Origin of the sequence: Methylophilus sp. 14, assembly GCF_015354345.1 — a bacterium.
In the GTDB taxonomy this organism is placed as follows: domain Bacteria; phylum Pseudomonadota; class Gammaproteobacteria; order Burkholderiales; family Methylophilaceae; genus Methylophilus.
This window is the reverse complement of sequence record NZ_JADKYS010000002.1, coordinates 11,962-36,982: the sequence shown is the minus strand read 5'-3', so window position 1 is coordinate 36,982 and position 25,021 is coordinate 11,962. Positions and strand designations below refer to the sequence as shown.

At 49.9% G+C, this 25,021-nt stretch carries 25 protein-coding genes and 1 tRNA gene; 15 read left to right on the top strand and 11 right to left on the bottom strand.

Features of this window, described 5'->3' with window-relative positions; genetic code table 11:
* The first annotated feature begins 46 nt into the window (after window positions 1–46).
* The 9 genes from INP78_RS05290 to INP78_RS05250 all read left to right on the top strand — a co-directional run bounded on the left by INP78_RS05290 (window position 47) and on the right by INP78_RS05250 (window position 9,076).
* On the top strand, window positions 47–685 hold the full coding sequence (locus INP78_RS05290) for a TetR/AcrR family transcriptional regulator (protein WP_194741182.1): 639 nt from the start codon (window positions 47–49) through the stop codon (window positions 683–685).
* Window positions 678–1,760 (top strand): efflux RND transporter periplasmic adaptor subunit, encoded by a 1,083-nt coding sequence (locus INP78_RS05285; protein WP_194741181.1) that lies wholly within the window; start codon window positions 678–680, stop codon window positions 1,758–1,760. The genes INP78_RS05290 and INP78_RS05285 overlap by 8 nt, the downstream gene beginning before the upstream one ends.
* Window positions 1,760–4,924, top strand: coding sequence for an efflux RND transporter permease subunit (locus INP78_RS05280; protein ID WP_194741180.1), 3,165 nt, complete (start codon window positions 1,760–1,762; stop codon window positions 4,922–4,924). Before INP78_RS05285 ends, INP78_RS05280 begins: the two co-directional genes overlap by 1 nt.
* A gap of 134 nt (window positions 4,925–5,058) precedes the next feature.
* A complete protein-coding gene (locus INP78_RS05275; RefSeq protein WP_194741179.1) occupies window positions 5,059–5,715 on the top strand; it encodes a protein-L-isoaspartate O-methyltransferase in 657 nt (218 codons plus the stop codon).
* An 11-nt stretch (window positions 5,716–5,726) separates the two neighbouring features.
* A complete protein-coding gene (locus INP78_RS05270; protein ID WP_194741178.1) occupies window positions 5,727–7,073 on the top strand; it encodes a TolC family outer membrane protein in 1,347 nt (448 codons plus the stop codon).
* A 3-nt stretch (window positions 7,074–7,076) separates the two neighbouring features.
* Window positions 7,077–7,631: an isochorismatase family protein gene (locus INP78_RS05265; RefSeq protein WP_194741177.1), complete on the top strand. Its 555-nt coding sequence runs from the start codon at window positions 7,077–7,079 to the stop codon at window positions 7,629–7,631.
* A 77-nt stretch (window positions 7,632–7,708) separates the two neighbouring features.
* Window positions 7,709–7,996: an antitoxin gene (locus INP78_RS05260; protein WP_194741176.1), complete on the top strand. Its 288-nt coding sequence runs from the start codon at window positions 7,709–7,711 to the stop codon at window positions 7,994–7,996.
* On the top strand, window positions 7,993–8,400 hold the full coding sequence (locus tag INP78_RS05255) for a type II toxin-antitoxin system VapC family toxin (protein WP_194741175.1): 408 nt from the start codon (window positions 7,993–7,995) through the stop codon (window positions 8,398–8,400). Before INP78_RS05260 ends, INP78_RS05255 begins: the two co-directional genes overlap by 4 nt.
* Window positions 8,401–8,737: 337 nt before the next feature.
* Complete coding sequence (locus INP78_RS05250; RefSeq protein ID WP_194741174.1) at window positions 8,738–9,076, top strand: tRNA-binding protein; 339 nt, start codon at window positions 8,738–8,740, stop codon at window positions 9,074–9,076.
* 91 nt (window positions 9,077–9,167) lie between these two features.
* Here the strand turns inward: INP78_RS05250 and INP78_RS05245 are convergent, their stop codons facing one another.
* Genes INP78_RS05245 through INP78_RS05230 form a run of 4 tightly spaced genes read right to left on the bottom strand, consistent with a single transcriptional unit; the run spans window position 9,168 to window position 12,901 of the window.
* Window positions 9,168–10,469, bottom strand: coding sequence for a histidine phosphatase family protein (locus INP78_RS05245; RefSeq protein ID WP_194741173.1), 1,302 nt, complete (start codon window positions 10,467–10,469; stop codon window positions 9,168–9,170).
* 5 nt (window positions 10,470–10,474) lie between these two features.
* The gene (locus INP78_RS05240; RefSeq protein ID WP_194741172.1) at window positions 10,475–11,227 is read right to left on the bottom strand and encodes a bifunctional 2-polyprenyl-6-hydroxyphenol methylase/3-demethylubiquinol 3-O-methyltransferase UbiG; all 753 of its coding nucleotides are present in this window, start codon (window positions 11,225–11,227) and stop codon (window positions 10,475–10,477) included.
* Window positions 11,224–11,871 carry an NUDIX domain-containing protein gene (locus INP78_RS05235; RefSeq protein WP_194741171.1) on the bottom strand — a complete coding sequence of 216 codons (648 nt, stop codon included), beginning with the start codon at window positions 11,869–11,871 and terminating at the stop codon, window positions 11,224–11,226. The genes INP78_RS05240 and INP78_RS05235 overlap by 4 nt, the downstream gene beginning before the upstream one ends.
* A 7-nt stretch (window positions 11,872–11,878) precedes the next feature.
* Window positions 11,879–12,901 (bottom strand): hypothetical protein, encoded by a 1,023-nt coding sequence (locus INP78_RS05230; RefSeq protein ID WP_194741170.1) that lies wholly within the window; start codon window positions 12,899–12,901, stop codon window positions 11,879–11,881.
* A 393-nt stretch (window positions 12,902–13,294) separates the two neighbouring features.
* On the opposite strand from INP78_RS05230, the gene INP78_RS05225 reads away from it, so the two are divergent.
* Together INP78_RS05225 and INP78_RS05220 are read left to right on the top strand one after the other, a co-directional pair.
* Complete coding sequence (locus INP78_RS05225; RefSeq protein WP_194741169.1) at window positions 13,295–13,585, top strand: nucleotidyltransferase family protein; 291 nt, start codon at window positions 13,295–13,297, stop codon at window positions 13,583–13,585.
* Window positions 13,582–13,941, top strand: coding sequence for a DUF86 domain-containing protein (locus INP78_RS05220; protein ID WP_194741168.1), 360 nt, complete (start codon window positions 13,582–13,584; stop codon window positions 13,939–13,941). The genes INP78_RS05225 and INP78_RS05220 overlap by 4 nt, the downstream gene beginning before the upstream one ends.
* 17 nt (window positions 13,942–13,958) lie before the next feature.
* Here INP78_RS05220 and nikR read toward each other — a convergent pair whose 3' ends face one another.
* From nikR to INP78_RS05195, 5 genes are all read right to left on the bottom strand, one after another.
* The gene (nikR, locus tag INP78_RS05215) at window positions 13,959–14,363 is read right to left on the bottom strand and encodes a nickel-responsive transcriptional regulator NikR (protein WP_194741167.1); all 405 of its coding nucleotides are present in this window, start codon (window positions 14,361–14,363) and stop codon (window positions 13,959–13,961) included.
* Window positions 14,364–14,462: 99 nt separating this feature from the next.
* On the bottom strand, window positions 14,463–16,520 hold the full coding sequence (locus tag INP78_RS05210) for a TonB-dependent receptor (RefSeq protein WP_194741166.1): 2,058 nt from the start codon (window positions 16,518–16,520) through the stop codon (window positions 14,463–14,465).
* Window positions 16,521–16,687: 167 nt separating this feature from the next.
* The gene (gene pnp, locus INP78_RS05205; protein WP_194741165.1) at window positions 16,688–18,808 is read right to left on the bottom strand and encodes a polyribonucleotide nucleotidyltransferase; all 2,121 of its coding nucleotides are present in this window, start codon (window positions 18,806–18,808) and stop codon (window positions 16,688–16,690) included.
* 303 nt (window positions 18,809–19,111) lie between these two features.
* Entirely contained in the window at window positions 19,112–19,381 is a 270-nt protein-coding gene (gene rpsO, locus INP78_RS05200; RefSeq protein ID WP_194741164.1) for a 30S ribosomal protein S15, read from the bottom strand.
* 182 nt (window positions 19,382–19,563) lie between these two features.
* Complete coding sequence (locus INP78_RS05195; protein WP_228522682.1) at window positions 19,564–20,454, bottom strand: PfkB family carbohydrate kinase; 891 nt, start codon at window positions 20,452–20,454, stop codon at window positions 19,564–19,566.
* Window positions 20,455–20,702: 248 nt separating this feature from the next.
* Between INP78_RS05195 and INP78_RS05190 the strand changes: the two genes are divergently transcribed.
* The 3 genes from INP78_RS05190 to INP78_RS05180 all read left to right on the top strand — a co-directional run bounded on the left by INP78_RS05190 (window position 20,703) and on the right by INP78_RS05180 (window position 21,396).
* Window positions 20,703–20,778, top strand: a tRNA-Phe gene (locus INP78_RS05190).
* Between the two features lie 44 nt (window positions 20,779–20,822).
* On the top strand, window positions 20,823–21,140 hold the full coding sequence (locus tag INP78_RS05185) for a rhodanese-like domain-containing protein (RefSeq protein ID WP_194741162.1): 318 nt from the start codon (window positions 20,823–20,825) through the stop codon (window positions 21,138–21,140).
* Between the two features lie 22 nt (window positions 21,141–21,162).
* Window positions 21,163–21,396, top strand: coding sequence for a sulfurtransferase TusA family protein (locus INP78_RS05180; RefSeq protein WP_194741161.1), 234 nt, complete (start codon window positions 21,163–21,165; stop codon window positions 21,394–21,396).
* 62 nt (window positions 21,397–21,458) lie between these two features.
* Here INP78_RS05180 and INP78_RS05175 read toward each other — a convergent pair whose 3' ends face one another.
* A complete protein-coding gene (locus tag INP78_RS05175; protein ID WP_194741160.1) occupies window positions 21,459–22,586 on the bottom strand; it encodes a cytochrome D1 domain-containing protein in 1,128 nt (375 codons plus the stop codon).
* 141 nt (window positions 22,587–22,727) lie between these two features.
* Complete coding sequence (gene ilvA, locus INP78_RS05170; protein ID WP_194741159.1) at window positions 22,728–24,239, bottom strand: threonine ammonia-lyase, biosynthetic; 1,512 nt, start codon at window positions 24,237–24,239, stop codon at window positions 22,728–22,730.
* A 95-nt stretch (window positions 24,240–24,334) separates the two neighbouring features.
* On the opposite strand from ilvA, the gene rpiA reads away from it, so the two are divergent.
* The gene (rpiA, locus tag INP78_RS05165) at window positions 24,335–24,997 is read left to right on the top strand and encodes a ribose-5-phosphate isomerase RpiA (RefSeq protein WP_194741699.1); all 663 of its coding nucleotides are present in this window, start codon (window positions 24,335–24,337) and stop codon (window positions 24,995–24,997) included.
* The last annotated feature ends 24 nt before the right edge of the window (window positions 24,998–25,021 follow it).

Here is a 25,021-nt window from a genome sequence, read left to right as displayed (position 1 = left end):
ACAATGTTAAGTTAACGATGTTATATTAAACAATCCATGTATTTGCATGCCACCTAAGGTTAAAACCAGCGCTGAAAAACAGGCCGTACGCACCGCCATCATGGATGCGGCGCGCGAGCTGTTTATTCACCAGGGCGTAGAAGCCGTGACCATGCGTGCCGTGGCGCAGCAGGTCGGCTACTCGGCCACCAGCCTCTATCTGTACTTTAGCGACAAAGACCAGTTATTAAGAGCGGTGGTAGACGCAGATGTGATCAAACTGGCACAATCCTTAAAATCGACCCTCAGCATCAGCGATCCGTTACAGCGTTTTTTGCAATTTGGGCAACATTATGTGCAGTTCGCGCTCACCAACCCCAACCATTACCGCATGATGTTTATGACCCAGCATCTGCCCTGCGACCCGGCGTTTTCGAGCATTGAGCAAAACAACCACGAGCAGGATGCTTACTCGCAACTGATAGACGTGGTCACCAGCGCCTGGCATGCGGGCGTGTTTAAACCGACATTGACTGACCCGGTGCTGATTGCACAAACCGTTTGGGCGGCCATGCATGGCCTGTGTGCGCTACAAATCAACCTGGCAGATGACGCCTGGATTAACTGGCGCCCGCTAGAGGCGCGCATGCAGGCGATGGTCAGCATGTGCATGCATGGATTAATGAAAGAAACGACACATGAATAAGCCGTTGATGATGACTAGCCTCTGCCTGGCCCTGCTTGCCAGCGCCTGCCAGCAGCAAACCGAAGAGGCCGCTGCACCGCGCCCGGTATGGGTGATGACCGTAGGCAGCGCCAGCCACCAGGCCAGCGCCAGCTATACCGGTGAAGTGAAAACACGTTATGAGTCGAATATCGGCTTTCGCATCGCAGGCAAAATCATTTCACGCGCAGTCAACGTCGGTGAGACCGTCAAAAAAGGCCAGCTAATCGCTCAACTCGACCCTAACGACAGCCGCCTCAATGCACAAGCGGCGGATGCCGAAGTGCAAACTGCACAAGCCAACCTGGCATTGGCGCAGGCAGAACTGGCGCGCCGCCAGCAGTTATATAGCCAGAAATTTATTTCAAAATCGGCGCTAGACAGTTACGACACGCAAGTCAAAACTGCCCAGGCGCGTCTGGCGCAAACCAAATCACAAGCTGCCGTCAGCCAGCACCAGACCGGCTATACGCAACTGGTGGCCGACCGCGCCGGTGTGATTGGCATGATCCAGGCCGAGCCAGGTCAGGTGGTTGCCGCCGGGCAAACCATTGCGCAAATTTATGACTTACAAATGCTGGAAGTGATGATTGCAGTACCAGAAACATTGATAGACCGCCTGCATGTGGGTGACGCCACCCAGGTCAGTTTGGGCGATATGCCACAGCGCTACCAAGGGCGCATCCGTGAAATCTCTCCGGCGGCCAATAGCCAAACCCACGCCTTTGACCTGCGCATTCAACTGCTCAATGCCGATCAGCGCATCAAGCTCGGCATGACGGCGCAAGTGAGTTTTGCGCCTTCCACCACAGCCCCTACCATCATCGTGCCTTCCACTGCCGTCACCCGCCATGGCGAACAAGCCGGTGTATGGGTGATTGACGCCAAGCATCAGGCTCATTTACGCCAGGTGACAACAGGCGCACTCACTGAAAACGGCATCGAGATTACCAGCGGCCTGCAGGCAGGTGAAACCATCGCCACCATAGGCATACACACGCTGACCGAAGGCATGCGTGTACAAGCCGTGACGCCAAGTCCAGAGGTATTGCGCTAATGAGCACGCCACACCACAGCGACGAAGCGCAGGCCTCTCCAGGCTTCAACCTGTCGACCTGGGCGCTCAAAAACCAGGTCCTGGTGTTGTATTTTATTATCCTGACCGTGCTGGCCGGGGTGTTGGCCTATACCCACCTTGGTCAATCAGAAGACCCGCCCTTCACCTTTAAAGTGATGCTGATCCGCAGCAGTTGGCCTGGCGCCTCTGCCCTGGAGGTCGAACAGCAAGTCACCGACAAAATCGAAAAAAAACTGCAAGAAATACCGTCTATCGACTACACCAGCAGCTACTCCAGACCCGGGGAATCGGTGGTGTTTATCGTTATTCGCGACAACACCTTTTCGGAGAAAATCCCCGAGCTGTGGTATCAGGTGCGCAAAAAAATCGGCGATATCCGCCATACCTTCCCCAGTGACCTGCAAAGCCTGACCTTTAACGATGAGTTTAGCGATGTTTACGGCACCATGTATGCCATCACAGCCGACGGCCTGACGCAGCAACAATTAAAAAGACAGGCGGAGTGGGTGCGTGCGCGCCTGCTCAAACTGGCCGATGTGGAAAAAGTCGATTTATTTGGCGAGCAGCCACAAAAAATCATTATCGAGATTTCTAACCAGAAACTGACCTCCCTTGGCATCAGCCCGGCGCAATTAGCGCAACTGCTGCAACAGCAAAACGCGGTCGTCGGCGCGGGCACCTTTGATACCGGCCCAGAGAGAATCCGCCTGAGCGTGAGTGGGCGCTTACAGACGCTGGAAGAGCTGCGCCAGTTCCCGATTCGCGCGGGCAACCAGAACCTGACATTGGGCGACATCGCTACCATCAAACACGGTTATGCCAATCCGCCTGCACAGCGCATCCACTTTAACGGCACCTCGGCCCTGTTGATTGGCGTCAGTATGCAGCAAGGCGGTGACGTCATCGCGCTGGGCGAAGCCATGCAACACACCATCACCAGCGTACAAAAACAGTTACCGGTCGGCGTGCAACTACACCTGGTCACCTCACAACCAGATATCGTGCAACACTCGGTCCATGACTTTGTGCGCTCACTTAGCGAGGCGCTGATTATCGTGCTGGCCGTGAGCCTGCTGTCATTAGGCTGGCGCACCGGCATTGTGGTCGCGGTGGCGATTCCCATTGTGCTGGCAGGCACTTTCCTGCTCATGGACTGGCTGAACATCGGCCTGCACAAAATCTCGCTGGGGGCGCTGATTCTGGCACTCGGCCTACTGGTCGACGACGCCATCATTGCAGTTGAAATGATGGCCGCCAAAATGGAACAAGGCTGGGACCGCCTGCAAGCAGCCTCATTCGCCTATACCTCCACCGCCATGCCCATGCTCACAGGCACCCTGGTCACGGTGGCGGGCTTCTTGCCAATCGCCACCGCCGTGTCGTCCACCGGCGAATACACGCGCTCCATTTTCCAGGTTTCTGCCATTGCGCTCACCTTGTCGTGGATTGCCGCCGTGATTGTGATTCCTTTTCTGGGCTACCACTTACTGCCCAAGGCCAGTCAGCACAGCGTAGCAATCAAAAACGCCGAAGCAAACACAAATATCGAAGCAAGCACTCACAATCATGCAGGCCTCTATCAAACGCCGTTTTACCAACGGCTGGAGAGCATCATTAGCTGGTGCGTACAACACAAAGGCAGTGTCATTGTGGCGACCATCGGCCTGTTTGTGGTATCCATGCTCAGCTTTGGCAAAGTACAACAACAGTTTTTCCCCGACTCCACGCGACTCGAAGTCGTGGTCGACTTGCGCCTGGCCGAAAATGCCAGCGACCAATCAACAGATACCGCCGTCAGCCAACTGGAACAATGGCTGCAAGGCTGGCAAAAAAAACATGGCGCACTGCAAAATGTAGTGTCTTACGTCGGCTCTGGCGCACCGCGCTACTACCTGCCACTCGATGTACAACTGCCGCATCGCGCCTTTGCGCAACTGGTGATCTTGACCAATAGCCTGGAACAGCGCGAAGCCCTGCGTAACGACTTGCTGAGTTTGTTTGAACACGATTTCCCGCAATTGCGCGCCTCGGTGTTGCGCCTGGAAAATGGCCCGCCCGTTGGCTTCCCAGTGCAGTTCCGGGTCGATGGACAAAACCTGCCAGCGATTCGAGACGTCGCGCACAAAATTGCAGAGGCCATGCGTGCCAATCCGCATCTGCGCAACGTGCAACTGGGCTGGGAAGAGCCAAGCAAAGTAATCCATGTCGACATCGACCAGCACAAGGCCAGATTGCTGGGAGTGAGCTCGACAGACATTGCACAGCTCCTGAATACCCAATACTTTGAGCAGATGGTCAGCGAGTTTAGGGAAGGTAACGAGCGCATAGACCTGGTCATGCGTAGCAGCCAGGCAGACCACGCCAAGTTATCGCAACTGGCGCAACTCACGGTATTAAGCCAGCGCGGCGAGCGTGTGCCATTGGCGCAGGTAGCCAATATCCACCACGGCTTTGAAGAAGGCGTGATCTGGCGACGCAACCGCGTGCCCTCACTCACCGTGCGTGCGCATTTACGCGGCAATATGCAGGCGCCCGTGGTGTCTGCGCAAATTCAGCAGGCCATAGCGCCCATTTTGCAGCAACTGCCAGCAGGCGTGACGGTAGAAACCGGCGGTGCGATTGAAGAGGCGGCCAAGGGCGCCGCATCGGTGGCGAAAGGCGCGCCGCTGTTCTTAGCCGTGGTATTCACGCTGCTCATGCTGCAATTGCGCAGTATTTCTAACGTGATTCTGGTGGTGCTCACCGCGCCACTGGGCATGATAGGCATCACCTTCGCGCTGCTCATTTTCAACATGCCGTTCGGCTTTGTCGCCATGCTGGGCAGCATTGCCTTGTCTGGCATGATCATGCGTAACTCGGTGATCCTGGTTGATCAGATCAAACAGGATATTGCCGAAGGTGCCTCGCTGGAACAAGCCGTGGTGCAATCGACCGTGCGTCGCTTCCGGCCGATTGTGTTAACCGCTGCTGCCGCCATTTTGGCCATGATCCCGCTCACCCGCAGCGTGTTCTTTGGCCCGATGGCAGTGGCCATTATGGGCGGGCTAGCCGTCGCCACCGTGCTCACCATTTTGTTTGTGCCGGCCCTGTATACATTCTGGGCCGGACTCACGGCAAGCGCCATGCAATCACGGCGCGATTAAAAAATGATGACGCCGCATATGGCTTATATGTCAGGAAGCATTTTTTATGAGCAACGCAGTATCGCGACGCAAATTGAATTTATAGAAGTGCCCTATAATACGGCTTATCAATAATCGACATTGGGATTCAAGACATGACAGATCAGGCAACCGCACGTTTTAACATGATTGAGCAACAGATTCGCACCTGGGAGGTGCTGGACCCGCAAGTATTGGCGACGTTGAACAATATGCCAAGGGAGAACTTTGTGCCCGAAGCCTACCGCGGCCTGGCGTTTGCCGATATCGAGATCCCGTTGGCACACAGCCAGCAAATGCTGAGCCCCAAAGTAGAAGGCCGTTTTTTGCAGGCACTGCAACTGCAAGCCAAAGATAAAGTATTACTGGTAGGCGCTGGCAGCGGCTACTTGGCGGCCTTGATGGCGCAACATTGCGCGCAAGTGACGGCACTGGAAATCTTCCCGGAGCTGGCTGCCCTGGCGACACACAACCTGACCAAACAAGGGATTCAAAACGCACAAGTCATCGAGTTAGACGGCCACAATGGTTACGAATCACAAGCCCCTTACGATGCGATTGTCTTTACTGCGTCCAGCCCGGTAGAGCCTGAAGGCGTGCGCTACCAGCTCAGCATCGGTGGCAGACTGCTCATCGTCCTCGGCCAGGCACCCGTGATGCAGGCCACGCTGATTCAGCGCCTGGCAGAGCACAGCTACAAGCAAGATGTGCTGTTTGAAACCAGCCTGACAGAACTGCAAAACGCACCGCAGGCACAAGCGTTCTCATTCTAAAGCGCATATCCATGTCGATCACTTCCTGGTTCCGGTTATTAGTGCTTGTGAGCAGCACAGGGCTGCCACAACTGGCGTTTGCAGCCTCACAAAGCCTGGTCGACATTTACCAGGAAGCCAAAGCCAACGACCCGGTGCTGGCATCGGCAGGTAGCGCTAATCTGGCCGCGCAGGAAATCATTGAGCAGGCTAAGGCGGCTTATCGGCCATCAGTCAATTTAACTGCTGGCGCCAATGCCAATCGTACCGATTTAAAAATCATTGGCAGCCCGGCCCCCTTCCCGGGCGGCCGCAATAATTTCGAGGGCTACCAGGCCCAACTGCAAGCCAGGCAACCGATTTTCCGCAAAGAAAATCTGGAGCGCATAGACCAGAGCAAAGTGCAAGTCAGCATTGCCGACAAGCAATATCATCTGGCGCAACAAAACCTGATGTTACGCACCACTCAGGCCTATTTTGAGGTGTTGCTGGCACAAGACCGCATCACCCTCATGGCCGCGCAAAAAGCGGCTATTCAACGCCAGTTGCAACAGGCCAAGGCCAACTTTGATGTGGGCACCGCCACCATCACCGACGTCAACGAAGCGCAAGCGCGTGACGACCTCATCGAGGCCCAAACCTTATCGGCTGTGAACGACATGGAAATCGCCAAACGCAGCCTGCAGGCGATTACTGGCAAATTGCCTGAACAACTGGCCAATGTACGCGACGATATACAGATCGCGCCTAGCCTGAAACCCATGCAGGAATGGCAAGACGTGACCAATGCCAGCAACCTGACACTCCAGATACAGCAAGAAACGGTGCAGGTGAATGAAAAGGATATTGAAATCGCGCGGGCCGGGCATTACCCAACGGTGGATGCCGTCGCGAACTATCAGGACAGTTACGCCAACGGCGGCCAGTATGGGTTTGGCGCCGACCTGAAAAGTGCCAGCATAGGCGTGGAAGTCTCCGTGCCGCTCTACCAAGGGGGTGCAGTCACCTCGCGCGTGCGCCAGGCAGCCTACAACCGGCAAAAAGCGCTGGATGACCTGCAAAACACCATGCGCCAGACCTCACTCGAAACACAACGCGCCTACCTCAACCTGAGCACCAGCATTGCGCAGGTCAAAGCCTTGGAACAAGCGCTCAAGAGCAGCCAAAGCCAGCTCGACTCCACCAAACTGGGCTACGAAGTCGGCATACGTACCAGCGTCGACGTGCTTAATGCGCAACAACAGTATTACAGCGCCAACCGCGATTTATTGCAGGCGCGCTATAACTACCTGGTCAATATCATCCGCCTGAAAACCGCCAGCGGCATCGTCTCCGAAGCCGATTTACAAGACATAGACCAACAACTCGCCAAGAGATAAGCCATGAAATCTGCAATTGCCAGCACAGAAGCTGTTTGGATATTGATTGATGTGCAAACGCGGCTGTGTGACGCGATGCCAGAAGCCACCATGGCAACGGTGGTCAAAAACATCCAGCGCCTGCTGCAAGGTGCGCAATTACTGAATATTCCGCTATGGGTCACTGAGCAGTACCCGGAAAAACTAGGCGAGACGTTGCCAGCGCTGCAAGCCCTGCTACCCGAATACACCCCACGCACCGCCAAACTCGCCTTCTCTGCCTGGCATGAACCCGCCTTGCAGGAATCCTCCATCAGCGTTGCGCCGCAAGTGGTGCTGTTCGGACTGGAAACCCATATCTGCGTATTACAAACAGCCCTCGATGCACTCGCTGCGGGCAAACAGGTGTTTATCGTTGAAGACGCCGTGATTTCACGCAGTGAGGCCAACCGCAAAAACGCGATTGAAAGACTACGCGCAGCAGGTTGCATCATTACAAACACAGAGTCTATGTTGTTTGAACCTATGCAAGGCGCCAGGCATGCGCAGTTCAAGGCAGTGTCGGCGCTGATCAGATAAACACGCTACCAAATAGCTGATGAACAAAAAATGTGCTAATGTATCTATGATTATGTAGATACAAATAGGAGTGCATCATGCAAGCCACCGCCAAAGTGTTTAATACAGGTCACAGCCAAGCCGTGCGCTTACCCAAGGCTTTTCGTGTCGATGCAACCGAAATGTGGATTAGCAAAAATGAAATCACAGGCGAAATTACCTTAAAGCCTGTGGTCAACGACGAATCTAAATTAGATACGCTGTTTAGAATGCTGAAAGAAAATCCTTTGCCAGACGATTTTTTAGCTGAACGCAGCTACGCACCACCGCGCAACCCGTTTGCTGACGACGACCAAGCCAATCCTCAAGCAAACATACAATCATGATTCGCTATTTGGCGGACACCAACATTATTGGCTACTTTACGCGGCAACAACATATCGGATTGCAGCAGCGCGTTGAATCTACATTAAGAGCCCATGAATTAGCTATTTCTGTGGTCACTCGCGCTGAAATTCGCTTCGGGCAAGCCTTACTTAATGAGAACGACAAACGCAACGCCACGATTGATCTGCTGCTAGAAGCCACCCCCACATTAGTTTGGACCACACAGGCCGCAGATTTATACGGCACCATTAACGCCCAACTGCGCAAAACCGGCCTACCCATTGGCGACCTAGATGTCATGATCGCCGCCCATGCACTTTCCGAAAACTTGATTTTAGTGACGCATAACACCAAGCATTTTGAGCGGATTGAAGGCTTGAAAATGGAAGATTGGACGCAATGAATGTACTGAGTGAAAATAAGTTAATGACTTTACTCTGACCCCACCAGTCACCAAAATGGAAGATTGGACGCAATGACTCGATGCAGGCTGAGTTCAATTAACCCATTGAAAATAAGCGAATCACTTTACTCCGACCCCATCAACCCATTAGCAAGAATCCCCTCATGCGGTAATCAGTTCTTTTAATTACCGCAAAAAATGCGGTAATCATTGACACCTTTTTAGCACACCACGCACGTTGAAATACTCTGGAAATAAATACTTGCAGAATACGCCCATTAACGTTGGTTTAAAGCTTCAACGATCATCGCCAGATGATCTTTAAGGATATGGTGATATGAATCAAATCGAATGGAACGACTTTACCAAAGTGGAGTTAAGAGTTGGGCGCGTGATTGCAGCCGAAGTATTTGCCGAGGCTCGCAAACCTGCTTACAAACTGCAGATCGACTTTGGCCCAGAAATCGGCGTGCGTAAATCCAGCGCCCAAATCACCGCGCTTTACACACCAGAAAGCCTGATCGGCAAACAAGTGGTCGCCGTAGTGAATTTCCCGCCCAAGCAAATCGGCCCATTGATGTCAGAATGCTTGGTGACTGGCTTTCATGATGCGGATGGAAGAGTGACTTTATGTGTACCTGAACACGAAGTCCCGCTGGGTACAAAGCTACTATAATTGTTTGCAACAAAGTGTCAGATAGGTACTCCATCAATTTCTTATGTAAGTTGAGGCAAGGGCTAATTGGTTGAAGGCCTACGGTGGGTGCTTATTGAGTATTTTCAGCTTTAATATTTTCAGAAATCAAGTTAATTAAATCGATAGATGTATCAACTTCAGAGAAATTATGGCCAGCTAGTTTAAAGACATTTACTTGCGCATTTCTTGATAGGTCGTTTATCTGAGATAAATCTACGTACTCATCATTTGTTCCAAAATAATATGAAGTATTACTATTTTCTTGCATTCTCAATCCATCAAGTAAACTTCCCGAGAAGTTCAAACCATGGCGCGAGAAAGGCTTATCTGTAACTCCCCACAACTTTTTCAATTTTGAAATATTAAGTAGCGGCGAAATAAAATGTCTTTTTAATGCGGCATCGAAATTATGTCGACTTACAATGTTTGCTGAAATGCTATGAGCACAAATAGTTAAATAACTGGTTCGGGAGTAGCTCCCCACGACAGCATTTAGGCTCTCAATTTCTGTTTCTAAAGATCGATAAATATCTGACGATTCACCTGATCCGATTGGGTCAAAAATAATACATCTTATTCCCATCTGAGCTAATCTTTTAGCCAATCGATTAAACAAATTATAAGGTCCAAACCTAGAGCATCCAAAAACCCCTGGGTAGATAATAACTGTGGATTTTTTAAATGCAGACAAGGCTGGTTTATGCTCAGCAACAACAACATTACCCAGTCTAGTAGTCAACGTTTTGTGTTCAATATAAGGCCACTGCTTTTTTGAATTACGCCATGAATGAATATTTATAGCGCAAGATGTATCGAACCCAATATTAAAATACAAATCACTATTTGGTAGAACACCTTTGGAGAAGTTGAGCAGTTTATTTACGAGAGAGCTTGATAAAATGTAAATTGAATCATTCAAGAATTTTTTAGGAACGCTCTCAGACCATAGCAGGAGCTCTTGAGACATTGAATCAGGATCGTCTAATTCAGTAAGTAGAGTTCGCTTGTAAGGTAGGACTCTATATCGGAACTGTTCCATTGCAATTGAGAGGTTTAAGTTTCTCTCCCGCAATTGAGTGTGCGTTAACCCAGCATAATCACCCATATTAAACGGTGCTATTTCGAATGCGTGTTGTTCAATATTGAGTTCTTTGGCTAACCAATCACTTGTAAATTCGCATTGTGTTGTTTTTCCAAAGATGATTCTCTTGATGTTATGAGATTGAATATATCTAGCAAGCCAATTCAATTGCTTGACTGTATGCTCAGACATTGAGCATTCATCTGATGAGCCATGGATTCCTAATACGTTTTTATTAGTTTCAACATGTCTAGCAATGTGCACATTTTTACCAAAAAAATCAGCTCTCATTTAAGTTAATTATTTAGTTTTTTAAACTCTAATAAAGTATGTGAATGCGTGAAGGAGTAATCTTTATGCTTATCGTATTTTGTTTCAAGCAAGCTCAATCCAGCAGCGACATCACCTTCTGACATTAAATAGAGCGTGGAATTATGCTTACCCTTAAATCGCTGAAGTATTTCATTTCCTGACAGGTTGAATTCATTGCAGATCGACTCTTGCCTTGAACATTCAAAACCATACTTAATGGCCAACTCTACCAAACATTCAATTGATGGGTATCTTTCAATATTAATCTTCAGAGCTGACGGAAACTCATCGTTAAATGGACGCTTTGATAGATCCTTATGACTACATGTTTTAATCCATAGCCTGCCTTCTGGTTTAAGGGCATGTGCAATTTTTTTAAAGAGGGTAGGAAGTTCAAGCGGCTTAAACTGATGGATCACCATAATCAAGCATACTGCATCGTAAGATTGATTAGGAAATTCAGCCTGAAAAACTTCGGAACAAATCGTCGGTATTCTCTTTGATGCAATAAGAATTTGATCTGGTGATTTATCCACTCCAAGTACTGTCATCCCTTTATTATAAAAAGATAGTCCGTACCTTCCAGTTCCACACCCTATATCTAATAATTTGATATTTTTAGGATTTAAATTATTTATAAACCATGAGGTGTGAGACTCAATCTCGGAATCATCATCAAGCCTGTACTTATCAAAGTTTATTGCGGCCGTTTGATAGTAGTTATTGAAATCATTCATGAGATAGCCAACGCTGCATCTCCATTTAGCAACCGCTCAGCCATGATGTGTGTGGTCAAATAGTATTGTTGGATTCTTGGTAAAAAGTGCTTGCGAGATAAATTGCATTTTTGTTTAATCCATGACTCTGTAGATTCATCAAAATAAATACCCTCACAATCAACAGAATCGCTTTTTCCAGTAAATAAGTCTATTCCTTCCTTAATGGGTATCCAGTACAGCCCTGAGACTTCTTTTGTGTCAGGGTTAAAATCATCCAGTGTTAATTCAGTTAATGCCATGTGCACAGCTTGGTATTCTCTGTTTTTGTAATTGTGCCCCTCATCTGAAACCTCTACTCGAAATCCTAGAGAATGCAGTTTAGTTGACTCTATAGAAACCCCAAGCTCCTCTACGGCCTCTCTAACCCCATCAGAAATAGTTTCTCCAGCTTGCAAATGCCCAGCAGCGCTCGCATCTAATATATCCGGGTAGTTATCTAAATTTTTTGCTCTAAGTTGGTAAAGAACTTTTCCACCATCATTTGCAGATACAAGCCATAAATGAAACGTTATATGCCATAACCCCTCTTGATGAACTATCAAACTTAACTCTGAACCCAATAGATTCAAATTTGCGTCATAAATGTCAATCAGTTCAGTCATAAGTTGCTTATGCTAGTTGGGATTGTGTGATTGCACCATCTTGTATAGATCCATCAAATCCAGATCGAGTTAAATAACTTTCTTTTTCTGCTTTAGCGGCATTAGCTTTAGTCTTTTCTCCAAGTGCATCAAAGAATCTTTCATAGTGAAGTAAAGTTTTAATAACACGCTCAGTATCATCAATCTTTTTGAATAATTGCAGTGCACTCTCAAGTTCGTGTATTGCATTATTTAAGACGCCAACTTTATGCGCCTCGTTAGCCATAACAGTTCCACTTATGTGCAAGCCAATTCGTTTCACTTGTAAAAAAGCTTTTCCATGAAGTAACTGCGCTTGGTGACAGTAAATTTTTGACGCACAACTTTCCATTAAGGAAGAGTCAGCAAGTAGTGTGTTGATAATAGTTTCACAGCTAGCTAGGTTTGAAAACTCTTCATTTTCTGACTCTGAAAGAAAAGCTAAATGCCTATATGCCTTAGCTTTAGCTCCTTCACATCTTTCCTTTTCGTCAATAGTCTGAGGTGTCAGCTGACTAAGCTCATCAAGCGCTAATGTAATATTTCTTTTAGCATCTAAACTTCTATTTTGTAAATGCAGAGACCAACCAAGGTCATCAATTAGAATTTCAGCTTTAGACAATTTGTCTTGAGTTGCAACAGCTGAGGCGAAGGCTATTTCACCAAGTCGCTCTCTATCTGACTGTAAATTTAACAGGTGAAATAGGTGACTTAATTTATTTCTAAGCTCTACAACAATTTTGTGCCTTCCTGAGCTCTTGAGATAAGTCACATACATTAATATTGCTTTTGCAAAGTCCTCTTTAGGGGGATTTTTTTGACCTGGTGATTTACGAATTTCAAATAACGCAAGAATCACGCACAACAGGATGTAGTGCAACAAGTCGATATCAAATTTTTTAATTAAATCATAGCCAAACTTGGTTAAGACCTCATTAATTCCGTACGGAATACCAAATATCAGAACACACTTGAAGATTAGTGTACCTATAAACTTAAAGTTAATGTTCATAATAAGCGGTTACCGTTTATGCATAATAAGTTGGAGTATACGTGTATTACCTGTGGTTTCAATTAATCTACCAATTACGTCATACATGCTCAGACGCCCAGTTATATGGTGTCACCGTAATTTAAGGCGCTCATTTGTTTTTATTTTTGCTCTGCGAATCAACAGGTTCAGACTCGACTGATTAAATAACCTGCACTCTTAATCACCTCGGAATAATATGCACCTTCGCAAATAATTGAAATAATTGGGGTCAGAGTAATACAATAATTGGGGCAATAATTGGGGTCAGAGTAAAATTACATGTTTATCACGCCGATTAGCTGAGAAATCCTGTTAATTGACAATACTGCATATTGTTGGCTAGTATCAAATTCAGCCGACAGGATTTAAACCATGAAACCATCCATCGCATTAAACGAACACCGAGACGCGATTCGCGAAATAGTCCGTGCACATCGTGCTGACAATGCGCGCGTATTTGGCTCTGTTTTGCATGCACAAGACATTGAAGGTAGCGATCTGGATATTCTGGTCGAGCCCCACCATGATATGACCTTAATGGATATAGGTGCTATTCGGATGGAGTTACGTGATTTGCTTGGCGTACCAGTCGATGTGTTAACGCCAGGTGCCTTGCCTGAGTCATTCAGACAACAGGTGATGTCTGAAGCGATTCTGATATGAGGTCCTCACCGCAGAGACTGGTAGATTATCTGGCACACATCCAGCAGGCTATTCAGCGCATTCATCAATACACCGAAGATATTGATCAACTTGGTTTTCTCAAAAGCCCATTGATTCAAGATGCAGTGATTCGCAATATAGAAATCATTGGTGAAGCTAGCAATAACATTCAAAAACACTTTCCTGAGTTTGCGCAGGCACACCCTGAAATCCCGCTCAGAATTGCTTATGAAATGCGCAATGCAGTGGCGCATGGATACTTCAAGGTTGACCTGGAAATGGTCTGGAAAACCATGTTTAATGATTTACCTAATTTAGAGAGCACAGTCACACGCCTGCTTGATGATCTCAAGTAGGGTGATGCTCAAAAGCATTATCTAGGAATAATATGCACCTTCGCATGCGTCACGCCCGTCTGTGACGAAATCGCATTCACGCACGCCTCCACCTCGGCAATTTTGCCTTTCAATATCACCGTTTCCATACAGTTATCATGATCCAAGTGCACATGCTGGGCAGTGATAATTACGTCATGGTGGTCGTGTTGTAGTTGATTGACCCGACTGGCGAGCTGTCGCTCGTGGTGATCGTAGACGTAACTGAGTGACGCAACACAGTCTGCTTGTTGGTGGTCGGCATCGGCCATCACGGATTCGTCCAGCGCTTTGCGCACCAGGTCACGAAAGGCTTCTGAGCGGTTTAGGTAGGCTTTCACGGCAACCAGTTGGTCAAAGGCATCGGCCAGGTCGTCTTCGACCGAAATAGTAATGCGGCGCATACACTCTCTCTGCAATTCATTGGAGTTAAAAAGCATGCGCCCCTCTTTGGAGCGCATGCTTTTAATATACCGCAAATTGGGCCGCGCTAACTACGTGAATCAAAAGTTATAAGTGAGTGTCAGGCGGGCGGAGCGTGGCTCCACCGGGTGAAAATGTTTGCCTTCAACTGCGGTTGTCTCGCCGCGCAGTTGCGATTCATAGTAATAATCGATATCGCTGGCTTTGCGGTTAAACAGGTTAAACACATCCAGCGTCATGGTGGTTTTTGGGTTGATGCGGTAGCCGACGCGTGCGTAAGTGAGGAAGGTTGAATTGGAACGTACCGAGTTATCTTCGATTAGTGGCCTTGGCCCGAAATAGCGCAATTGCACACTGCCAAACCAGTTGCCCCAATTAGTCACGGTGGCGCCTACTGAGGCCACTTTATTGATGGCGCCAGGGATATATTGGCCAGCAGGGTCTGTATGCGTAAAGCGCGCTTTGGAAAGGGCGAGGTCCATATCAAACAATAACCAGTCATTCACCACGTAGTGGTTATTCCACTCCACCCCATAGCGTCGGCTGGCGCGGCTGGGCTCGGTTTCGCCAGCGTCGCCGACAAACACCAGTTCAGAATCGATGTCCAGCTGCCACACAGCGAGCGAGCTTTGTAAGCCTGGAATCCACTCGCTACGCACGCCAACCTCGCTGCCACGCGTGCCGACCAAGGGCGTGACAGGCGATGCGGGGTTGCCATTGGGCAAGCGGGTTTGGGTGGTGCCACGCGCGTCGTTGCTGTGAAAACCTTTGCCGATATTGTAGAAAAACTCGGTGCTGGCCCATGGCCCAAAAATCACCGACAGTTTGGGCGAGGTAATGCCGTCACTCGTGTTGCCTGAGTTGCCGTTGATGCTGCTTTTGACGTCGAACTGATAACGGTCGTAACGCAAACCCGCCACCGTGCGCAATTTTTCATGCCACCACAGGGTGTTTTCCGCAAACAATCCGGCACTGCTTTCTTCGACCTTATCTGAGCGGATCAGCGACAAGCGCTGTGCTTGTGCGGTGTTATAGAGTGCGACTGGGGAGAGTTTGTCGTAGCGGGTTTGTATGCCCAGCTTGTTTTCCATCGGCATGCCTGCCAACTCACCCAGCCAGGACTTGCTGGCGTTAATACCCAGCATGGTGCGTTTCTCGCTCTGATTAAACTGGTCACCATTCACCGGGTCATTGAGAAAATAGGTGAAGTTGCTATATAAATCGAGCTCGGAGCGTACTGCATAAGCGCTGACTTGCCAGCCGCCGTGCTGGTCGCGGTGGTGCTTGGAAAACGACAGGCTATAACGCGATGAATCGCCGCCATCGGTCGGATCAACCGCGTCAAAACGCCCAAGTTGCCCACTACGCACAGCGCGCAGCGGAATCTGGTCGGTAGAGTTCCACTGGTTGTGATACGCCATGGCAGTGAGCGTCATGCCATCGCGCGCATCGCCTTCGCTGTAGCGTAGCAAGCCATTGTATTTTTTAACACCCTCGGCCAGCTGCCATGGGCCATCGTAGTGGTTCACATCCAGCGCATAGAGTACATGCCCGTCGTGCACAGCGGTAGAGTTAGCCAGCAACAGTCGCTGGTAATCATAACTCCCGACCGTCAAACTGGCGATGCCTTGCGGCAACTGATTGACCAGATGCAAGCGGGCGGCGCCTGCCGAGGAAAAATCGCCTTCCTCGGCCGAATAAGGGCCTTTTTTGTAGTGGATATGCCCCGCCAGCTCAGGGATCAGGAAATTCAAATCAGTGTAGCCCTGGCCATGGGCATGGGTGCGCATATTGACCGGCATCTCGTCCACATAGGTGGCAAAGTCGGTGCCGTGGTCGAGGTTAAAGCCGCGCAGGTAAAACTGGTTGGCTTTGCCGCTGCCGCTATGCTGCGTCACGATCATGCCGGGCACAAACTCGAGAATCTCGCCAATGCGCGAAATGGGGCGGTTTTTAATCAGGCTGGCATTGACCTTGCCCTCACTGGCCGCATCTGAGGTGCCGACAGCGTTATCATAGTGCGCGCGCACTTGCACCTCGTCCAGGTCCATCTCCGCATTTAGCGCCTCGTTTGCCAGGCTGGGCATGCTGGTAAACAGCCCTGCCAGCAACATAGGAATAGCTGATTTTTTTATCATGTGTACCACTCGCCTCTCGTATGATTTTTTTTTAATTGTTCATACGACGGCATTATGCGGCAAAACCCTAAAACCCTTTATAAGTAAATTGACGCAATTGCCGGTTGGCGCTGGCAAACAGCCACAAAAAAGCCCGCTGACGCGGGCTTTTTCTTACAACAGACGACTTACTCAGCCGCTGGTGCTTCTTCTTTTGCAGGTGGGTCGATCAGGGCTTTCATGCTCAAACGCACTTTACCTTTGTCATCGAGCTCAACCACTTTCACCTTCACAATATCACCTTCTTTGAGGTAATCACCCACCGCTTTAACGCGCTCGTGGGCGATTTGTGAAATGTGTACCAGACCATCTTTACCTGGCAACAAAGTCACCACCGCACCGAAGTCCAGAATCTTAACCACTGGACCTTCGTAGATCTGGCCAACTTCAACCTCAGCCGTGATTTGTGCAATACGGCGTTGTGCTTCAGCACCTTCATCCGCATTGGTACACGCAATTTTCACGGTACCGTCATCTTCGATATCGATGCTGGTGTTGGTTTCTTTGGTCAATGCCTGAATCACTGCACCACCTTTACCAATCACGTCACGGATCTTGTCCGGATTGATCTTCATGGTGATGATGCGTGGCGCAAACTGTGACATTTCGGTGTTCACACCAGACACGGCTTGCTTCATCAGGCCCAGAATGTGCGCACGGCCTTCTTTGGCTTGTGCCAAGGCCACTTGCATGATTTGTGCCGTGATACCGGTGATTTTGATGTCCATTTGCAGCGCGGTCACGCCGTTGTCGGTACCCGCTACTTTAAAGTCCATATCACCCAGGTGGTCTTCGTCACCCAAGATGTCGGTCAATACCGCGACGCGGTTGCCTTCTTTGATCAGGCCCATCGCTACGCCAGCCACGTGCGCTGTCAATGGCACACCAGCGTCCAGCAAGGACAAGCAGCCACCACAGACAGATGCCATAGAGCTGGAACCGTTAGACTCGGTGATCTCGGACACCACACGCATGGTGTAGTCAAAGTCTTCTTTCTTAGGTAGCACGGCTTTCAAGGCGCGCTTTGCCAGGTTGCCGTGACCGATTTCGCGGCGCTTAGGCGTACCCACACGGCCGGTCTCACCCGTCGCATAGGGAGGCATGTTGTAGTGCAGCATGAAGCGGTCAGTATATTCACCAGACAATGCGTCGATGATTTGTTCGTCGCGGCCAGTACCCAATGTGGCCACCACCAGCGCTTGCGTTTCACCGCGTGTAAACAGGGCGGAGCCGTGTGTACGCGGCAACACGCCAGAGCGGATAGTGATCGGGCGCACAGTACGTGTGTCGCGGCCATCGATACGTGGCTCACCGTTCAAAATCTGGCTACGTACGGTTTTAGCTTCCAGTTTAAAGAACTCGTCTTTAATCTTGTTGGCTTCCAGCGTAGACGTTTCTTCAGTGATCAAGGTGCTCATCACGCGGGACTTAATTTCGTCCAGCTTGGAAGAGCGCTCACCTTTGGATTTAATTTTAAACGCCGCATTGATGTCATCCGCGGCAATCGCAGCGACTTTGTCGATCAAAGCAGTGTCTGGCTCTGGTGGTGTCCAGTCCCAGGCATCTTTACCAGCTTCGGCAGCCATTTCGTTGATCGCCTTGATCACTGGTTGCATTTGCTCGTGACCAAACACGACAGCGCCCAACATCACTTCTTCAGACAGCTCTTTGGCTTCAGATTCAACCATCATCACGGCAGATTCAGTCGCGCCAACCACCAGGTCTAACGCGGAGTCTTTGAGCAATGAAACGTCAGGGTTCAATACGTATTCACCATTGATATAACCTACACGTGCCGCACCCAGTGGGCCGTAGAAAGGAATACCAGACAATGCCAGCGCAGCAGAAGCACCGATCACAGCCGGGATATCGGAATCAATTTCTGGATCCAGTGACAATACAGTGGCCACGACCTGCACTTCGTTATAGAAGGCATCAGGGAACAGCGGGCGCAATGGACGGTCGATCAAACGTGCAGTCAGGGTTTCTTTTTCAGAAGGACGGCCTTCACGCTTGAAGAAACCACCTGGAATACGGCCAGCTGCATAGGTTTTCTCTTGGTAATCCACGGTTAATGGAAAGAAATCCTGGCCTTCTTTAACTTCACGCTTGGCAGTCACAGCCACCAGCACAACGGTATCGCCGTAGCTAACAATCACTGCAGCATCAGATTGGCGTGCAATTTCACCTGTTTCCAATGTCAGGGTATGCGCACCAAACGGGATGCTTTTTTTAGTAATTTCAAACATATTTTTCCTTTTCTCTACCATGGCTATTCACTACCTAATAGCCAATCTCAACAATGAAAATACAGCATTTAGTGTCTGCGTTTGGGCGGTATCAATGCATTTGCCTCACGCGCAACGACTGTATTTCCTGATTTGTGGTGACTTCCATCAACACGCTGCATCCATTCAACCAGTTGCAACGCACTCACAGAAGCCACCGCGTTTTGGTGATTTTTTAAAGCAAAAAAGCCGAGGCAATCACCATGCCATCGGCTTTTATTTCGTTAAAAGTGAACAGGATTAAGTGTCACACTTTAAACCAAATTATTTACGCAGGTTCAAGCGCTCGATCAGCGTTTGATAGCGGCTAACATCTTTACCCTTCAGGTAGTCCAGCAAACGACGACGTTGGCTAACCAGAGCCAACAGACCACGGCGTGAGTGGTTGTCTTTTTTGTTGGATTTGAAGTGCTCAGTCAGGTAAGTGATACGATTAGTCAACAAAGCCACTTGTACTTCTGGGCTCGCGGTATCGCCTTCACTGCGTTGGTATTCTTTAATGATTTTTGCGGATTGTTCTGCGGTAACAGCCATCTTTTTTCCTTTGAGTTAGCGTCAATGTCGCGGCAGCCAGACAACCTATTTGCCTTACCACGCCGACATTCAATTTACACCAACCGCGCATTATATCGGCAAGTCCATGCCTTGCATAGCCTTTTATCAGATTAAGTTTCTGTTTTTATGAATTAATTTGTGGCTACGCACCCAGATGCTGACTATAAAAAGTCATCATAAAAATCCGTCTCCGCAGGCACCGCGCCACGAATACCGCAAATAGAAGCGGCAAACCAGGCAGCGCGCGTCAGCATGGTCTGCCGCGACCACCCGGCCAGCAAGCCGCGAATCACCACGGCAGTATAGGCATCGCCCGCGCCTACGCTATCCACAAAAGGCGCCTGCAACTTCATTGGCGGCGCACGAAAACCGTTACCATAGGCATCCAGCCAAAAGCTGCCTTGCTCGCCGCAGGTGACAAACATCTCACTCAAGCCAAACACCATCAATAGCTGCCGCGCCAATTCATTGATATCCGGCGAGCCTGGCAGGCCCAGCAACTTGCACACTTCGGGCAACTCTTCATGGTTGATCTTCAGGATATCCGCCGCCTGTAACACCTGACGCAGGCTGTGCGCGTCATACCACGGTGCACGCAGGTTAATATCGCAAAACACCGTCGCCGTACACATGTTCAACCACTGATCGGCCAGCGCCTGCATGGGCGCATGCCTTAATGCCAGCGAGCCAAGATACACCAGGCGCGGCGGATGCTGCGTCGTTAACGCCTCTACCGGCGACCATTGCATATCATCGTAGGCTTGCTGATCAAGGATTTCAAAACGGTGGCCGTGCGCGGCCAAATGCACCATGACCTGCCCGCTGGGCAGGGTTGCAGACTGCTGCACGCCGGCAATCGACAAACCGCAATCCTGCATCTCGGCCAGAATACGCTCGCCCAGCACATCGTTGCCCACCGCTGTGAGTAAGTGCACATCCAGCCCAAAGGCATGGCAATGCCTGGCGACGTTATAAGGGGCGCCGCCTATGATTGTTTGCTCAGGAAACACATCCCCCAGCACCTCACCCAGAATCATGATGGTATTCGACATACGCTTCATCCTATTTTCTACACCATCCCACACCATTAACAACCCCTGACTTTTGTGACTCACCCAGACACAGATTGTTTCCGCATCGCCTCAAACTGGTCTCGCACACTCACAGATGACCGCCTGGGAACCTGCATAAAATAACGTATATGCAGCATATCAGGATTTTTTTTATCTTTTGTGTGCATTCTTGGCGTTCTTTGCTATAATGCGCGTCTTGCAATTCGGGACATGCCCAAATTGCTGATGGCCAGATAGCTCAGTCGGTAGAGCAGAGGATTGAAAATCCTCGTGTCGGCAGTTCGATTCTGCCTCTGGCCACCACTTCCTTTCCTGCCTCTCGGCACCTAATATTTCTGGGTTTGTTGATGTCATTAAAACACTTAACACCGGATGAATTACACCCATTACTGAATGACCCGTCATTGCTGCTTGTTGATATCCGCAATGATCACGAGCTGGTGTCCGGCATATTGCCCGGCGCACTGCATGTGCCTTTAGGCAACCTGACCGCAGTCTTCGACCAGTTTCCACAAGACAAAAAAATTGTATTTTATTGCCGCAGCGGTGTACGCTCGGTGGCCGCCGGGGAATTCGCGCTGGCACAAGGCCGCACGGACGTCTCACACCTGGCAGGCGGTATTCTGGCCTGGGCAAGTGCCGGACTGCCCATCAACGCCGCTTGAACCCTTCATTCAGGAAATGCTCATGCATAGTGATAAAGACCTCGATGCCCGCAATTTAAATTGCCCGTTGCCTATCTTGCGCTGTAAAAAGGCCCTCAATGAGCTGACGGCCGAGCAAGTACTGAAAATCACCGCCACCGACCCTGGCTCAAAAAAAGACTTTGACGCCTTTTGCCGCCAAACCGGCCATACCTTACTGGACATGCAAGAAGCCGAAGGCGTGTTCACCTTCTGGATCCGCAAACGCAGCGCATAAATTGCACACATTCCAATAAAAAAGCCCGCAATTGCGGGCTTCTTTTTGGCTAAGCAATAAGCTTATTTGGCACGTTCCAGACTACCCATGGCTTTCGGGAAGGTGACCACGCCCCAAGGCATGTTTTTCACTTCCACCTGGCTAGTCACTTCCAGCTTGTCAGCATCGATGACTAGCACAGCATCAGACTTACCACACGCCAGCAAGATATTCTTGTTGTCCGGCGTAAAGCTGAAATGCCAGCAACGGTTAGCTGTCGGCACTTCTTTCAGCTTTTCAAAGGATTTAGCATCAAACACTTGCAGCAATTTGGCTTTGTTGGTTGCCACAAAGATGCGCTCGCCTTTGCTGTCATAAGCAATGCCATACGGCGTTTCAGCCGTATCTACTGTACGCACCACATTGAAGTCTTTGTCCATCACCATAATCTTGTTGCCAAACTCCAGCGTGGCCAAATAAGTGTTGCCATCAGGCGAGACTTTAATGCCACGCGGCCTGTCGCCATACTCATGTGTAGAGACGGTTTTCAGTAACTCACCGGTCTCAATATTGTGCACAGTCACGGTGTTATCCGCTTCATTCGTAATCACCAATTGTTTACCGTCCGCCGAAAACTCCACCCCTTCGGTTTCAGGGCCACCGGTGATTTCACGAATCTTCTCACCCTTGGTCAAATCAATCACGGCGATTTTGGCTGGGATTTTTTCCTCATCGTCGTCATCGTCATCTTCCGCCGGTTTCTCACCTGGCTTAGGTGGCGGGCCACCCTTGGCGCTAGGCTCAGACGACACAAATGCAAAGTTGCCACTCACACGAACAAACTCAGGGTTTTTACCGACCTCAATTTGCTTCACAACCTCGCCTGTGGCGGTATCAATCACGGAAACACTGCCATTCTCACGTGTTGCCACCACCAGTTGCTTACCATCATCAGTGACCGCCAGACCACGCGGGCCTTGCGCTTTCACATCCAACTGTTTGGTGACTTGCATGGTCACCAGGTCAATCACGTTCACGCCAGCATCTTGTGTAGACACGTAAGCGACACCACCTGCCGCCTCAGTGGCGGGCGCAGCAGCTTCGGCGGCTGGCTCTTCCTGCTTGTTACAAGCCGCCACGCTGGCAATCAAAGCCAACAACAGCAGGCTCATGCGCGTACGACGCGCGAATGATGAATTCAACATTTGCATTTATCTCCTGATTTTTTATTAAAGCTTATGATTCCAGCAAGAATCATACTTACTGACAAACCATGGCCCATGATTGCTTTTTACACATCAGCACACCAGGGCTGGCTGAAAACAGCCACCACAACGGCTATTTACAACCACCTACCCCAGGAACAAGCGATAGGCCGGGTTCTGGCTTTCATCCCAATAAGGGTAACCCAGTTGCTGCAGGAATTGCTCAAACGCCACTTTATCCTCTGGCGGCACCTGCATCCCCACCAGCACACGGCCAAAATCGGCGCCATGATTACGGTAGTGAAACAAGCTGATGTTCCAGTTGTGACCCATGGATTCGAGAAAGTTCATTAAAGCGCCTGGTTTTTCCGGGAACTCAAAGCGGTAAACCACCTCATTTTGCGCTTGTGGCGCGTGACCACCCACCAGGTGGCGCAGGTGCAATTTGGCCATTTCATTGTCACTGAGATTCAAGGTTGGCAAGCCTGCCGCTTCAAGCGTATTGGCAATCTCCGCCGCCTCAGCCGGATTTTGCACGGCCAGGCCGACAAAAATATGCGCCTGCTTGGCATCAGAAAAACGGTAATTGAATTCGGTGATATTACGGTTACCTAATTGGCGACAGAAGGCCTTGAAAGCGCCCGGCGTTTCCGGAATCGTCACCGCAAACACGGCCTCGCGATGTTCACCCAACTCGGCGCGCTCGGCAATAAAGCGCAGGCGGTCAAAGTTCATATTGGCACCTGAAGCGATCGCAATCATGGTTTTGCCTCGCAACTGATGTTTTTCAGCGTAGGCCTTTAACCCTGCCAGTGCCAAGGCACCGGCAGGTTCGAGTATGCTGCGTGTGTCTTCAAACACATCTTTAATCGCGGCACACACTTCATCGTTGTCGACCACGATCATTTCGTCTACATATTGCTGCACCAAGGCAAAGGTGTGCTCACCGACCTGCTTCACCGCAGCACCGTCTGCGAACAAACCCACTTGCTCCAGCATCACACGCTTGCCGAGCTTCACTGACTCGGTCATGGCTTCGGCATCTTGCGCTTCTACACCTATCACCTTGATGTCTGGCCGCACGGCTTTAATGTACGCGGCAATGCCAGCCAGCAAACCGCCGCCGCCGACGCAGCAGAAAATCGCTTCTATCGGCTCCGGATGATCCTGCACAATTTCCAGCGCGATGGTGCCCTGCCCGGCAATCACATCCGGGTCATCATAAGGGTGTACAAACGTCAGGCCCTCGGTTTGCTCAACTTGGAGGGCATGCGCATAGGCGTCGGAATAACTGTCGCCAAACAACACCACCTCAGCCCCACGCGAGCGCACGGCATTAACCTTGATCGCCGGGGTGGTTGTGGGCATCACAATCACGGCTCGGCAACCCATCTTTTGCGCGCTGAGCGCAACGCCTTGCGCATGGTTACCAGCACTAGCGCAAATCACGCCGCGTGCCAGCGCCTCAGGCGACAGGTTGGCCATTTTGTTATAGGCACCGCGCAGCTTGAACGAAAACACCGGCTGCATATCTTCGCGCTTTAATAACACCCGGTTTTTAAAGCGCGCAGACAGGTTGGGCATCTCATCCAGAGGCGTGTGCCTGGCCACAGCATAGACTTGGGAGTGTTCGATTTTTTCGCGGTAATTGATGGTCATGAAATACGTTAAGATTTTAAAACCGCAGGGTTGCAGTGTATGATAGAGAATTGTTTGTATTATAAAGAATTAATCAAGGATTGAAGCAAATGGCAATGGATAAAGCACAACAAGATGCACTGAAACTGGAAGTCGCGAAGGCCGCGGTCACCTATGTTAAAGACGGCATTATCGGCGTGGGCACCGGCTCAACCGCCAACTTTTTTATTGATGAACTGGCCAAAGTAAAACACAAAATCACCGGCGCGGTGGCCAGCTCAGAAGCGACAGCAGAACGCTTGCGTGGTCACGGCATTGAAGTGTTTGACTTGAACAGTGTAGACAGTCTGGATATTTACGTGGATGGCGCGGACGAAATCACCGAGCACATGCACATGCTCAAAGGTGGTGGCGGTGCATTAACGCGTGAAAAAATCGTGGCAGCCGTCGCCAAATCCTTTATCTGTATCTGTGACGAAAGCAAATTCGTGCCTGTGTTGGGTAAGTTCCCACTGCCAGTAGAAGTGTTGCCGATGGCGCGCAGCCATGTGGCACGTGAACTGGTGAAACTGGGCGGCCAGCCAAAACTGCGCGACTTCACCACCGATAACGGCAACCTGATCCTGGACGTGCATGGTTTGACCATTAGCGACCCTATCGAACTGGAAGCCAAAATCAACGCCATCGTCGGTGTTGTGACCAATGGCCTGTTTGCAGCACGCCCAGCAAACGTCTTGTTACTGGCGACCCCTGACGGCGTCAAGACACTGACAAAGTAATTGCAAAATTATCATGAAGTTGTC